The organism is uncultured Flavobacterium sp., assembly GCF_963974175.1.
In the GTDB taxonomy this organism is placed as follows: Bacteria; Bacteroidota; Bacteroidia; order Flavobacteriales; family Flavobacteriaceae; genus Flavobacterium.
On sequence record NZ_CAXBBR010000002.1, the window covers coordinates 332,235 to 346,697 of the forward strand.

Sequence of the window (14,463 nt, forward strand, 5' to 3'; positions counted from 1 at the left end):
ATTGGTGCTTTTTTAACATTTCTTTATTCATATAAATTATTACTTTTATTGGTTATATGAAACAAATAGAAGCTTTGGAATCTTCAAATGGTATTTATCAAAAGTTAGAAGCATTTATCAGGAAGTATTATACTAATGAATTGATCAGGGGAATTATATTCTTCATCGGTTTAGGATTGTTGTATTTTCTGTTCACGCTTTTCGTGGAATATTTTCTTTGGCTCAAACCAATGGGAAGGTCTATTTTGTTTTGGACTTTTGTTGGAGTAGAGGTGGTGTTGTTATTTCGTTTTATTTTATTCCCAATATTTAAATTGTTTAAATTCCAAAAAGGAATCGATTATGACCAGGCTTCAAAAATTATCGGAAATCACTTTGCAGATGTCAATGATACGCTGACTAATTTTCTCCAACTAGCGAATTCGGATAAGCAGGAGCATTCTTCTGAATTACTTTTGGCTTCTATCGATCAAAAAGCAAATGCTTTGCAGCCTGTTCCTTTTGGGAATGCCATAAATTTTAGATCTAATAAAAGATATTTGCCGTTTGCAATAGTTCCTATTTTGTTTTTTCTATTCTTTTATTTGTCTGGTAATACTGCTGTGATTTCTCAAAGTTTAAATCGTGTCGTTCATTTTAACGATACCTTTTTGCCTCCTGCTCCTTTCAAATTTGTTGTGCTCAATAGCAATTTACAAAGTGAGCAGAACAAAGATTTCTTGCTAAAGATTAAAACGGAAGGAAAAGTAGCTCCAGAAAACGCAATGATCTTCATAGACGGAGAAAGTTATTTTATGGAGAATAGTAAACCAGGGGAGTTTCAGTTCAAGATTACTAAGCCAATGAAGGATGTAGTGTTTCACGTGGAAGGTAATGCTATTTCTTCAGAGGATTATAAGTTGATAGTGGTTGCTGTTCCAACGATTTCTAATTTTGAGATGGAATTGAATTACCCATCGTATTTGAATAAAAAAGCAGAAGTAGTTAAAGGAACAGGGAACGCTGTAATCCCTGAAGGGACTAAAGTTACTTGGAAAATTTATTCTTTGGCTACTGAAAATATCGTTTATACGGAAGAAACCACGCGTTTTTCGTTTCAAAAGAATGACAATGTGTTTTCATTGTCTAAAAATGTTATTCAAAATGCAGATTACCAAATCATTACCTCCAATAAACGGGTAAAAGACCATGAAAAACTAGATTACCAGCTTACGGTAATTAAAGATAAGTTTCCTACCATTAATGCTAACTATGCTCCAGATAGTTTAAAGGTAGATAAGAGCTTTGTTTTGGGACAAGTTGCAGATGATTATGGATTGTCTAAATTACAGGTTGTTTATTACCCTAAGAGCAAACCAGAGGCTGCTAAACGTGGAACAATACCAGTAAAGACTTCCGGATATGAACAGTTTTTATTTTCTTTTCCGGGTGGACTAGCTGTTGAACAAGGAGTTTCTTATGAGTATTATTTTGAGGTTTTTGATAATGATGCATTTCATGGTTTTAAAAGTTCAAAATCTTCGGTGTTTTCTAATCGAATTGGTACCGATGAGGAGAAGAAAAGCGAACTGCTGGAACAGCAAAGTGGCAACATTAATAGCCTTCAAAAGTCGTTAAAAAATCAAGACAAGCAGTTATCTGAAATTGATAAATTACAAAAGACAGGGAAAGAGAAAGAACAATTTGAATTCAAGGACCAGCAAAATGTAAAAGATTTTATTCAGCAGCAGAAGAAGCAGGATGAAATGATGAAGGAATTTGCTAAGAAGATGAAGAACAATTTGGATGAGTTGAAAACTATTCCAAAAGACGAATTGAAGGAAGAGTTAAAAAAACGCTTAGACAAAGCGGATAAAGATTTGAAAAAAAATCAGAAGCTATTGGACGAGTTAAAGGAGTTAAATAACAAAATAAAGAACGAAGAGTTACTTAATAAACTAGATCAATTTAAGCAGAATAGTAAGAACCAGGTAAAAAATTTGGAGCAGTTGGTGGAACTGACCAAGAAGTATTATGTAGAAAAAAAGGCGGAACAGTTAGGAGATAAATTGGATAAGCTTGCAGATAAGCAGAATAAATTGGCAGAGAACGAAAAGGAGAATTCTGCCGATAAACAAAAAAACATTAATTCTGAATTTAAGAATATTCAGGATGAATTGAAAGACTTAGAGAGAGATAATGCTGAATTAAAGTCACCAGTAGATTTGCCTGATGATGCCGCAACAGAAAAAAGTATCGCTGAGGATTTAAAGAAAGCGACTGATGAACTTCAGAAAGATAATAAAGCTAAGGCCAAACCTAGTCAGAAGAAAGCTGCTGATAAAATGAAGTCGATGTCTAAGAAGATGTCGCAAAGTTTAGAAGGAAGTGCTAAAGAGCAAATGGAGGAAGATGTAAAAATGTTGCGTCAGATATTAGATAATTTATTGGCTTATTCGTTGTCGCAGGAATATGTTATGGTTCAATTTAGAGGGTTGAAAACAGGGTCTCCAGCGTTCAATAAAAACATTAAATTACAACAAGATTTAAAACTTCAGTTCAAACATGTCGATGATAGCTTGTTTGCAATGTCATTACGGAACCCAAAAATCGCTGAGGATATTACGAAAGAGATAGGGAATGTACATTACAATATTGACAAATCCTTGATCAGTTTAGCAGATGCGCAAATACCAAAAGGATTATCGCACCAGCAGTATGCTGTTTCATCCGCTAATAAGCTAGGCGATTTCTTGAGTGATATTTTGAATAATATGCAAATGTCGTTATCTGGTATGGGTGCTGGAGAACCAAAACCAGGAAGTGGACAAGGAATGCAGTTGCCAGATATTATTAAAAAGCAAGAGGGGCTTGGTGAGAAAATGAAAGAAGGAATGGAGAAAGGACAAAAGCCTGGTGATGGTAAAGAGGGGAAAGCTGGTGAGGGTTCTAAGAAAGGTAAAGAGGGTTCGCAAGACGGAGGCGAGGGAGAAGGAGACGCGCAAGCTTTATTAGAAATTTACAAAGAACAAAAACAACTTCGAGAAGCATTAGAAAATGAATTAAATAAGCAAGGTTTAGGTGGTAGTGGTCAAAATGCTTTGGAGCAGATGAAACAAATAGAAAAGCAATTATTGAACAAAGGCTTTAAGAACGAAACGCTGCAAAAGATATTGAATGTAAAGCAGGAATTGTTAAAATTAAACACAGCTATTCAACAACAAGGGGAGGAAAAGAAGCGTCAATCAGAGAGCAATAAAAGAGAGTTTAATAATGAATCTAAACCGTTGCCTGACGCATTGTTAGATTATTTAAATAGCATTGAGATATTAGATAGACAATCGTTACCTTTGCGCTCGAATTTTAACCGCAAGGTTCAAGAATATTTTAATAAAAAATGATCGATTTTAATTACGAAAACGAATACAACCTAGACAATGAAGAGGCTGTTGGAAATTGGCTTTCTGCAGTTATTTTGTCTGAGGGGAAGAAAGAAGGAGAAATTAACTACATCTTCTGTGACGACGAATACCTACACAAAATCAATCTTGAGTATTTAAACCATGATACATTAACAGATGTTATCAGTTTTGATTACACTATGGGAAATGAAATTAGTGGAGATGTTTTTATTTCTGTGGAACGTGTTCAGGATAACGCTACAGATTTTAATGTCCCTTTTGACGAAGAGTTGAGAAGAGTAATGGTTCATGGTGTTCTACATTATTGTGGATATAAGGATAAAGGAGATGAAGATGAGTTGCTAATGCGCTCTAAAGAAAACGAAAAATTAGCGCTGTTCCACGTGGAACAATAGCAGACCGATTTAGCTTACGAAGGTTTTTTGTTTCACGTGGAACAAAGTGAAATTCGAGTGGTTTTTGGTGTTGTGATTTTAGAATGTTTCACGTGGAACAACTTTTAATGATTCAATAATCAGATAAGAGATGTGACGCAGGGAGCGAGAAAATAAATTGAGATTTCAAAAACAGAAATGCTTTTGGTGTTGGGATCTCACCCCCGAATATCGGGACAAATTCATATAATAAGATGTTTCAAGAAGAATATGATGTAATTGTTGTGGGAGCCGGACATGCCGGTTCTGAGGCTGCTGCTGCTGCTGCAAACCTGGGTTCAAAAACGCTTTTGGTCACCATGAGTCTGCAAAACATTGCGCAGATGTCTTGTAATCCTGCTATGGGAGGAATTGCCAAAGGACAGATCGTTCGTGAGATTGATGCGCTTGGTGGGTATTCTGGAATTGTCTCAGATAATACCGCAATCCAATTTAAGATGCTGAACAAATCCAAAGGTCCTGCAATGTGGTCGCCACGTGTTCAAAGTGACCGTATGCGATTTGCTGAGGAGTGGAGAATGATGCTAGAAGGAACTCCTAATCTTGATTTTTACCAAGAGATGGTGAAGGGCTTGTTGATTGAAAACGGAAAGATAAAGGGAATAACTACGGCTCTCGGAATTGAAATAAAAGCGAAGTCGGTAGTGTTAACTAATGGAACTTTCTTGAACGGGATCATTCATATTGGTGATAAAAATTTCGGAGGAGGTAGAGCGGGTGAAAGTGCCTCTCATGGAATTACTGAGGATTTAATTAACGCTGGCTTTGAAGCGGGTCGAATGAAAACAGGAACGCCTCCAAGAGTGGATGGACGTTCTTTGGATTATTCAAAAATGAATGAAGAAAAAGGAGATGCTAAGCCAGATAAGTTTTCTTATTCTGATGTGACGTCGCCATTGATTCATCAAAGATCTTGTCATATGACGTACACGTCGTTGCAAGTTCATGATATTTTAAGAGAAGGTTTTGATCGTTCTCCAATGTTTAATGGAAGAATAAAAAGTCTAGGGCCAAGATATTGTCCGTCGATTGAAGATAAGATAAATCGTTTTGCTGATAAAGAAAGGCATCAGTTGTTTATCGAACCAGAGGGCTGGAAAACCTGTGAGGTTTATGTTAATGGATTTTCTACATCGCTTCCTGCAGACATTCAGTATAAGGCAATGCAATCTGTTGCAGGTTTTGAAAAGGTGAAATTCCTTCGTGCAGGATATGCAATCGAGTACGATTATTTTCCGCCTACACAATTGAAACATACTTTAGAAACAAAGTTGGTTGAAGGTTTGTATTTTGCTGGACAGATTAATGGAACTACCGGTTATGAAGAAGCAGCATCTCAAGGTTTGATGGCTGGAATTAATGCGCATTTAAAAGTGCACGAAAAAGCGCCGTTAATCTTGAAAAGAGATGAAGCGTATATTGGAGTGCTGATTGATGATTTAATTACAAAAGGAACAGAAGAGCCTTACCGTATGTTTACATCACGAGCGGAGTACAGAACGCTATTGCGTCAGGATAATGCCGATTTCAGATTAACGCCTATGTCTCACGAAATAGGTTTAGCTTCTGAAAAGCGTTTGCGTCGTATGGAGCATAAATTAAAAGAGTCTGAAAAGATGGTTTCGTTTTTTAGAGAGACTAGTGTTAGCGTTGCGGAAGCAAATCCAATATTGGAATCTAAGGATACTGCATTAATTACTCAAGGTGATAAATTGTTTAAGGTTTTCTCTCGTCCGCAAATTGACATGGACGACATCATGAAATTTGATAAAGTGAAAACATATATTGAAGAGAATGATTTAGATCAAGAAATTCTGGAGCAAGCAGAAATTCAGGTGAAGTATTCTGGTTATATTGACAAGGAAAGAAACAACGCGGATAAACTGACTCGCTTAGAAGATGTGAAAATCCCAGAAGATTTTGATTACGATAAGATAAAGTCAATGTCTATTGAAGCGAGACAAAAGCTCGGTAAGATTCGACCAGTAACTATTTCGCAGGCATCGAGAATCAGCGGAGTTTCTCCAAGTGATGTTTCGGTATTGTTGATTTACATGGGAAGATAATATATTTGATTTCAGATTAACGATTTATGATCTTTTTTATATCTGCAATTAAAAATCGTTAATTTGCATTCGAAAATCATATGTTCCACGTGAAACTACGGCCGAAAGCCTTGTTGTCACTAAGGATCTTGTGTTTTAAAATAATAATAATTTAATATTTGATTTTCAATCTTCACATTTAAACTGACGACTGAAAACTGACGACTGAAAACTATAAATGGACATTTCAAATAAAAAGCATTTCCTTACTGTAAAAGACCATTCTGTTTCTAAAGAAACATTTGACTTGTACTACGATGAAACAATGGACATGTTAATTACATATCCGCAACCTAGTTTAGAAAACTTGGGTAAGTATTATGAAAGTGAAGATTACATTTCGCATACAGATGGGAAACGATCTTTATTTGAAAAGGCATACCATTTTATAAAAGGGATAGCTTTAAAAAATAAGTTGGAGCTGATTAATTCACAACAACCTAATAAAGGGAGTATTTTAGACATTGGCGCTGGTACTGGAGATTTTTTGGCAGTAGCCAAAGAAAACGGTTGGAAAACAGTAGGGGTGGAGCCAAGTGATAAAGCTAGAGCGATTGCTTTGAAAAAAGCAGTTTCTTTTGTCGAAGACACTTCCGGATTAGAAAGTCATTCTTTTGACGTGATTACAATGTGGCATGTTTTAGAACACGTTCCTAATTTAGATAACCAAATAAAAGAATTAAAGCGATTGCTAAAACCTTCGGGAACTTTAATTGTTGCTGTTCCTAATTTTAAATCTTTTGATGCAAAACATTATGGAACGTTTTGGGCAGCTTATGATGTGCCAATTCATTTCTGGCACTTTTCGAAAAAAGCCATAAAAATGCTTTTCGAAAAAGAAGGTATGCAATTAGAAAAAGTACTACCTATGAAATTTGACTCTTTTTATGTGAGTCTGTTGTCTGAAAAGTATAAATACGGAAAAATGAATTTTGTTAAAGCCTTTTTTGTTGGATTACAATCGAATATTAAAGCCAAACAAAATTTTGAATATTCATCCCATATTTACGTTCTAAAAAACAACTAAATCGAATTTAAGATTAATTTAAGCCATGATTTTCTGTTTTATGGGGGTTTTTATTGCTTATTTTGATTTCGCGGCTTATTTAAGCGATGTTAAAGCTGGTTTTTATAAGAATAAATTATAAACTCGACCTTTTTAATAATAAAATCTGATAGTATAAATTTTTCCCAATTTTTAAAGTTTTTTAGGATACTCTCTAATTTTTTATATTTTTGCTATAAACACATAAATTCCAAATAAACCAAAATGAAAAAAGTATTATTAATTATCGCAATTTCTATTTCAGTTGTTGCTTGCAACAAAACCGCAGATGTTAAAGAAGTAAAAACAGCTTATGTAGATACTTCGGTATTAATGAAAGAATATACTGAAGCGAAAGATCTTGAAGCGAAATATAAAGCACAGTCTGAAGAAAAAGGAAGACAGCTAGATGCGGAGATTAAACGTTTCAAAGAAGATGCTGCTAATTTTCAAAGTCAAGCACAAGCTAACGGTCAAACATGGGCACAACAAAAAGGAGCTGAATTACAAAAAAGAGAGCAACAATTGAGTTATGCTCAACAAGCTTTATCTCAACAATTACAACAAGAAAGTGGTGCAGAAATGGACACTTTAGTAAGTGGAGTGAAAAAGTTTATCAAAGCATATGGTAAAGAAAAAGGATATTCTTATATCTATGGTACGGGAGATGCAGCATCAGTTTTATATGCTGAAGATAAATACGACATTACAAAAGATATCGTAAAAGCATTAAACGACAAATACAAAGCCGCTGCTAAAACAGAAGAAAAAGTAGAAGATAAAAAAGAAGAAAAGAAATAAACTTCTATTTTCATAAAAATTAAAAGCCTCCATTCTTGTATTAGAATGGAGGCTTTTTTGATTATTTACTTATTCACATTGTCGTTATTATACTCTTATAAATAGCTTACTTTTGTGTTATCAAATCGTTTTTTTTAATTTATACGCCCAATGCAAACCGTTTCTGAAGCCGCTGCTTACACTTTACAATTCATCAACCAAACCCAACGTTCAGTTTTTCTAACTGGAAAAGCGGGAACAGGAAAAACTACGCTTTTAAAGGAAATCATTGCCACTACCCACAAAAACACGGTTGTAGTAGCGCCTACGGGTATTGCCGCTTTGAATGCGGGTGGTGTTACGATTCACTCGATGTTTCAGTTGCCGTTTGGTGGATTTATTCCTGCGTTTGGCGTTGATTCCCAATTCACGGATACCGTAAAATTTGAATCTAAGGATACCTTGCGTCGTCATTTTAAAATGAGCGGATTGAAGAAGTCTGTGATTCGTAACATGGAATTGTTGGTGATTGACGAAGTGAGTATGCTACGTGCTGATTTGCTAGACGCAATGGATTACATGATGCAAACGGTGCGTAAGAATGCATCTCCTTTTGGTGGGGTTCAAGTATTGTTTATTGGTGATTTATTGCAATTGCCACCGGTAATTAGGGATGAGGAATGGCGTACGCTTCGCAACTATTACAAAGGAAAATTCTTTTTCCATTCGCATGCAGTACAGCAAAGTCCGCCGTTGTACATTGAGTTATCAAAAATTTACCGTCAAACGGACACCGAATTTATTTCGGTTTTGAATAATTTACGGAACAATCAGATTACCGCAGCTGATGTTCAGGCGCTGAACAAGTACGTTAAACCTGATTTTGATTTAAAAAGCAACAAAGGTTATATCACGCTTACAACCCACAATAACAAGGCCGATGCTATGAACGCACAAGCTTTGGAAGATTTAAAAGGGGAGTTGATTACCTACAAGCCAGATATCGTAGGTGACTTTCCCGAGAAGATTTTCCCGATAGAGGAACGCTTGCAGTTAAAACTAGGCGCACAAGTGATGTTCGTGAAAAACGATTTATCTTTCGAAAAAAACTATTTCAACGGAAAAATGGGAATTATAAAATCCCTTTCGAGCCAGGAAATTCTGGTTCATTTTCCGGAAGAAGACAAAACCATAGAAGTTGAAAAATACGAATGGCAAAACATTCGTTATAAAATTGATCCTTCGACAAAGGAAATAGAGGAGGAGGTTCTAGGGACTTTTGTTCATTATCCTATAAAATTGGCGTGGGCGATTACGGTGCATAAAAGTCAAGGATTGACTTTTGACAAAGCAGCAATCGATGTTTCGCAAGTTTTTATGCCGGGTCAGGCATATGTCGCATTATCTCGTTTGCGCTCGTTAGAAGGACTTATTTTACTATCTCCGTTGCGTATGAACGGGATTTCTAACGACCAGGATGTCATGGATTACTCTTTAAACAAGGCTTCCGAAGAATTGTTGAAAAACTCCCTACATTTTGAAACTAAGAATTTCATTCATAACTATCTGATGCACAGTTTTGACTGGGCAGTTTTAGCGCAGGAATGGCGCAATCACAAGTACAGCTACGGCGACAAGTCGGAGAGTTCAGCTAAGTCTAAACATGCGCTTTGGGCCACAAAGCAGATGGAAGCCATCGACTCCCTTTTGGATCCATCCAAAAAATTCATGGGACAGCTCAACAAAATTTTCAATAATGAGACCGTCGATTTAATCCACGTTTCGGAGCGGATCGAAGCCGCTTTTGGTTATTTCTTAAAACCTATGGACGAGTTGGTTTTTGAAATTCTCTGGAAACTGGAAGAAGTAAAGCGCGTTAAGAAAAGCAAAGCGTATTATGACGAACTAATCGTGCTCGAAGAATTACAGACAAAAGCCGTTTTACGATTGATGAAAGCCAAGCTTTTGATTGAGACCGTTGTTGCCGGCGAAACCATTTCGAAGGAAAAACTGACCTCTGACGAAATAAAGAGATACATCAGTAGAAAAACCGAAGCGATTCAGAACCAGTTCAAGAAAGCAAATGTCACGCTGATTGAGGACGAAGCTGACTTGCAACGCTATACCTCTAAAAAAGCGACCAAGAAAGCACCCAAAAAATCTACCGTTCAGGAAACCTATGAATTGTGGGTAGAAAAGAATTCAATTTCAGATATTGCCACCATCAGAGTGCTGACAAAACAAACCATTTACTCTCATTTTGTCCAGCTGATACAAACCAAAGCCGTGTCTATTACGGAGGTTTTACCCGAGGATAAAATACAGACCTTAGCGCTAGCTTTCCAAGGTTATAAAGAGGAATCGCTAAATGCGTTAATGGAAAAAAACAGTGATAAATTCACCTGGAACGAAGCCCGAATGTACAAAGCGACCTTGAATTAGTTTTATTATTGGGAGCAGAGCGTATGTGTATTTTAAGAATAAATCCTCCCGCTATGCGTTGCACTCGAGCGAAGCGAACTGACGAAGTAATCTTTTCTTAAAAAAGAAAAGGATTTCCACTGCTATCGGGGCTATAATGGACTAATATTATCTTTTCAAAAGTGTCCTTGTTCTTGTTTCAAAACACGAATTTGTATTTTATGATGCAGCATTATATTCAACAATCTAGTCATGTATTCTAGTGACTATTCATCATGTAATAATCGTATTTATCGTATATTTGAAAGTAACAATTTCAATATTAAATCCATTCACTTTATGAACTATTCTGTAAAAGCCAGTATTTCCTCCAATAAAAATGCAGCTGTACATATTAAAGAATCTGAGATTAGTTTTGGAATTTCTCCCGATACAGAAGCGAGTTTGCCTAATCCAGCAGAGTTGTTTTTGGGTTCCTTTTCAGCTTGCATTCTAAAAAATGTTGCTCGTTTTTCTGTTATGATGAATTTCGAATATTCAAGCGCCGAATTAACCGTAAATGCGGTGCGACTAGAAAAGCCACCGAGAATGGATGAAATACAATATGAATTACTCATCCACAGTCAAGACGAAAGCTTAAATATTGATTTGCTGCAAAAAAACATTGAAAAGTTTGGAACGATCTTCAATACAGTAAAAGCGTGCTGCTCAGTTAGCGGTATAATTAAGAAATTAGTAGATTAAAAAGAGGAACCCACCTACAATAAATTCAGTTTTTAACGAACTATTAGCTACTAAAAAAGGCAAAACTTTAAAGTCTTAGAATTCCATAAAACAGTGCCGAAACCAATTCAATACTGTATTTTTGTCTGATGCAAAATAATATCAGGACCTCCCAATTTGAATTTGTCGCACTTATGGCGTCCTTGATGTCGGTAGTGGCATTAGCGATCGATGCCTTATTGCCGGCTTTGGAGATTATTGGGATTAGTATTGGTACTACTGAAGTTGTGGATAATCAACTGCTCATTACGATGATCTTTCTTGGTCTTGGATTTGGCCCTTTAATTTTTGGCCCGCTTTCAGATAGTGTGGGGAGAAAACCAGTGGTTTACATGGGTTTTGCCTTGTTTATACTCGCTAGTTTCATTTGTGTAAACGCCACAAGTTTAGAAATGATGGTTATAGGAAGGATCTTGCAGGGAATTGGTCTTTCTGCTCCCAGAACCATAAGTATTGCTATTATTCGCGATATGTACAGCGGAGATTATATGGCGCGTATCATGTCATTTGTGACGGTTGTTTTTATATTGGTTCCTGTGATTGCTCCGGCTTTGGGTAAATTTGTGCTGGATTACTACAACTGGCATGGGATTTTCTATATTCAGGTAGTTATTAGTGTGTTGGTTTCGTTCTGGTTTTGGAAACGACAACCGGAGACTTTGTCTATTGAAAACAAGAAAGATTTCTCCGCAAAGGGTTTTATTGGAGAATTTAAAGAACTGATAAAATTTAAAAGAACTATTGGTTTTACCATTATCTCTGGGTTTATCACTGGATCTTTTATGGTGTACCTTAGTAGTTCACAACAGATATTTCAGAATCAATATAATCTAGAAGAAGAGTTCCCATACATTTTCGCCGGACTTGCAATCGCAATAGGTGCGGCTGTTTTTTTAAATGGAGTACTGGTTATAAAATTTGGGATGGAAAAATTAATTACCACTGCTTTAATTTCTTTTTTCTTGGTTTCAGCGACCTACGTTGCCTTTTTTTATAATTCCCCAAATCCAGATGTGCGTGTTTTGTTGCTGTTTTTCGCCTTGCAATTTTTCAGTATAGGTTTCCTTTTTGGAAATATACGCGCCATGGCCATGCAGCCAGTAGGACATATTGCAGGAACTGCAGCTGCAGTAACCGGTTGTATTTCTACAATTATGGCGGTACCCATCAGTATTTACATTGGCCGCTTTATTGCCGAAACGGCTCTGCCACTTTTTGTTGGTTTTTCAATATGCGCCGCCTTGGCAATTAGTTTACTTGTTTATTTAAAAATAGACGAAAAATCTACCGCTGCGACTGTCTAAAACAGCAGTAGTTTTACTAGTAAGAGCTAAACGAGCTTATATAGCGCGTAATTTGACTTTTAAGAACTTCTTTATTCGAATAAAGAAACAACGCAGGAAATCGTTTAAAAACGACTTATTAGGCATAGCAAATATTCTAGTTACTCAAACATTAACATTAGCGAATCAGTTTATTTATTGTGATACCATTTGCAATAAGCGTAAGATATATATTATATATTTGAGGGTATGTAATCAATTACGTTTGTAATGCAGATGCATAAGTTATAACCGATAAAAAAATAAATTCAAATATTAAACACAATGAAAATAGAAAATGTAATGATTGCAGGAGGGGGGACATTAGGCTCACAAATAGCCTGGCAGACCGCTTTTATGGGTTTTAAGGTGGTAGTTTATGATGCTTTCGACAAAGGGATAGAAGCAAGCAAAGCTTTTCACAAGCAATATGCTGAATTGTTTTCAACGAGTAGAGGAGTTTCTAAAGAAGACATTGAACGAACCTTAGGCAGATTAAGCTATTCAACAAATTTAGCCGAAGCGGTAAAGGACGCTGATTTAGTTAGTGAATCTGTTCCTGAAAACGTGGAAATTAAAATAAGCTTTTACCAGGAGCTGGCGAAAGTAGCACCTGAAAAGACTATTTTCACTACTAATTCTTCCACGACCTTGCCTAGTGATTATGCAGCTTATACAGGTCGTCCTGAAAAGTTTTTAGCGTTGCACTTTGCTAATGGAATTTGGGATACTAATATTGGAGAAGTGATGGGGCATGCAGGAACAGATCCGGAAATATTTGAAAGAGTAGTACAGTTTGCTTCTGAAATTGGAATGATACCCATTCCAATACACAAAGAGCAAAATGGATATATATTGAATTCTTTGTTGGTTCCATTACTTACTGCAGCGCAAGAATTATTTTTTAGTGGAGTTTCTGATGTTGAAAGCATTGATAAAACCTGGATGATTACTATGGGAACAAAAATGGGGCCTTTTGGTATTCTGGACAAGATAGGGATGCAAACGGCCTACAATGTAAGTATGCTTTGGGGAACAAAACTGGGAGATCAAAAAAGACTTGATCGTGCCGCTATCATTAAATCAGATTTTATCGATAAGGGTAAAATGGGGGTAAGTAGTGGTGAAGGATTTTACAAATATCCAAATCCAAAATATGCTGATCCTGATTTTTTGAAATAGTGTCGACTACTGTTTCTACACTAACCGTTTGCGCCAACTGCATGAAAAAAAGAGGTATGAAACTTTAATAGTTAGCTTGAACCTTACGATTTGTTGTACAGCGGATTAGGTTTAATGCTTTTATCATATACGTATTACAGATCCTACGCGGCTAATTGTGTTCCGTTTCTAGAAGCTAAATTCAAAGACACTCTTTAATTCAGTTGCTGTTCATAAAACAAGCAATAAAAAAACCGAAACTACTTTAAGCAATAAAGTTCTTTCGGTTTTTTTGGGTTGAATCAATAATTGTATTATAAATCTAAACTGCGTAATATATATTCTTATTAACTGATTTTATTCAATGCGTTCTGAATCGAAGTATCTCCTTTGATGATTTCGAAAGTTGCATTGTGAGCTGTTTTATCTTCTAAGCTTTGCACTAAAGTTTGCGCAACATCAGCTCTACTGATTTCGCCATGTTTATTTAACTTTTGCTCTAGCTCAATCATTTCTAATTGCGAGTCATTCGTTAAAGTTCCCGGTCTAACAATACTTTAGTTCAATCCGCTGCTTTTTAAATATTCATCAGCATTATGCTTTGCTTTCAAATACTCTTGCAATTGAGTTGCTTCTTCGGGTTCGTCAGCTCCCATGGAGCTTAACATTACAAACTTCTTGATATTTGCCTTTTTAGAAGCATCTATTAATTTTTTAGCACCTTCTTGATCTACGCCTATCACATTTTTACCCGCTGAACCCGCGGCAAATATTACTCGGTCAATTGGATTAGTAAAAACGGAAGTAACATCAGCTTCTAAATCTCCCAAGACAGTTTGAATATTTTGGTTTTTAAAATAGGCTTGTTGTTCTTCTTTTCTAACCATAGCAATAGGGTTAAAATTTTGAGATTTATTTAAAAGGTCTACTATTTTTTTTCCTGTGGTGCCATTAGCACCGGCTACTAATATATTTTCCATAACTAAAAGTACAAAACTGGTTTCACTAACG

9 protein-coding genes and 1 pseudogene are annotated in these 14,463 nt (G+C 36.0%); 9 read left to right on the forward strand and 1 reads right to left on the reverse strand.

Features of this window, described 5'->3' with window-relative positions; genetic code table 11:
* Positions 1 to 56: 56 nt before the first annotated feature.
* The 9 genes from AAC069_RS04420 (at position 57) to AAC069_RS04460 (ending at position 13,473) form a co-directional block, all read left to right on the forward strand.
* Entirely contained in the window at positions 57 to 3,380 is a 3,324-nt protein-coding gene (locus tag AAC069_RS04420; protein ID WP_339919282.1) for a hypothetical protein, read from the forward strand.
* Positions 3,377 to 3,796 carry an rRNA maturation RNase YbeY gene (gene ybeY, locus AAC069_RS04425; RefSeq protein ID WP_339919283.1) on the forward strand — a complete coding sequence of 140 codons (420 nt, stop codon included), beginning with the start codon at positions 3,377 to 3,379 and terminating at the stop codon, positions 3,794 to 3,796. Before AAC069_RS04420 ends, ybeY begins: the two co-directional genes overlap by 4 nt.
* Before the next feature lie 233 nt (positions 3,797 to 4,029).
* Entirely contained in the window at positions 4,030 to 5,901 is a 1,872-nt protein-coding gene (gene mnmG, locus AAC069_RS04430; protein ID WP_339919284.1) for a tRNA uridine-5-carboxymethylaminomethyl(34) synthesis enzyme MnmG, read from the forward strand.
* A 217-nt stretch (positions 5,902 to 6,118) separates the two neighbouring features.
* Positions 6,119 to 6,967, forward strand: coding sequence for a class I SAM-dependent methyltransferase (locus tag AAC069_RS04435; RefSeq protein ID WP_339919285.1), 849 nt, complete (start codon positions 6,119 to 6,121; stop codon positions 6,965 to 6,967).
* 243 nt (positions 6,968 to 7,210) lie between these two features.
* The gene (locus AAC069_RS04440; protein ID WP_339919286.1) at positions 7,211 to 7,786 is read left to right on the forward strand and encodes an OmpH family outer membrane protein; all 576 of its coding nucleotides are present in this window, start codon (positions 7,211 to 7,213) and stop codon (positions 7,784 to 7,786) included.
* A gap of 150 nt (positions 7,787 to 7,936) precedes the next feature.
* Entirely contained in the window at positions 7,937 to 10,207 is a 2,271-nt protein-coding gene (locus AAC069_RS04445; RefSeq protein WP_339919287.1) for a helix-turn-helix domain-containing protein, read from the forward strand.
* 318 nt (positions 10,208 to 10,525) lie between these two features.
* On the forward strand, positions 10,526 to 10,930 hold the full coding sequence (locus tag AAC069_RS04450) for an OsmC family protein (protein WP_339919288.1): 405 nt from the start codon (positions 10,526 to 10,528) through the stop codon (positions 10,928 to 10,930).
* Positions 10,931 to 11,058: 128 nt separating this feature from the next.
* Positions 11,059 to 12,273 carry a multidrug effflux MFS transporter gene (locus tag AAC069_RS04455; protein WP_339919289.1) on the forward strand — a complete coding sequence of 405 codons (1,215 nt, stop codon included), beginning with the start codon at positions 11,059 to 11,061 and terminating at the stop codon, positions 12,271 to 12,273.
* 303 nt (positions 12,274 to 12,576) lie between these two features.
* Positions 12,577 to 13,473: a 3-hydroxyacyl-CoA dehydrogenase gene (locus AAC069_RS04460; RefSeq protein ID WP_339919290.1), complete on the forward strand. Its 897-nt coding sequence runs from the start codon at positions 12,577 to 12,579 to the stop codon at positions 13,471 to 13,473.
* A 326-nt stretch (positions 13,474 to 13,799) separates the two neighbouring features.
* Here the strand turns inward: AAC069_RS04460 and AAC069_RS04465 are convergent.
* Positions 13,800 to 14,432, reverse strand: a pseudogene (locus AAC069_RS04465) (SDR family oxidoreductase).
* Positions 14,433 to 14,463: the final 31 nt, after the last annotated feature.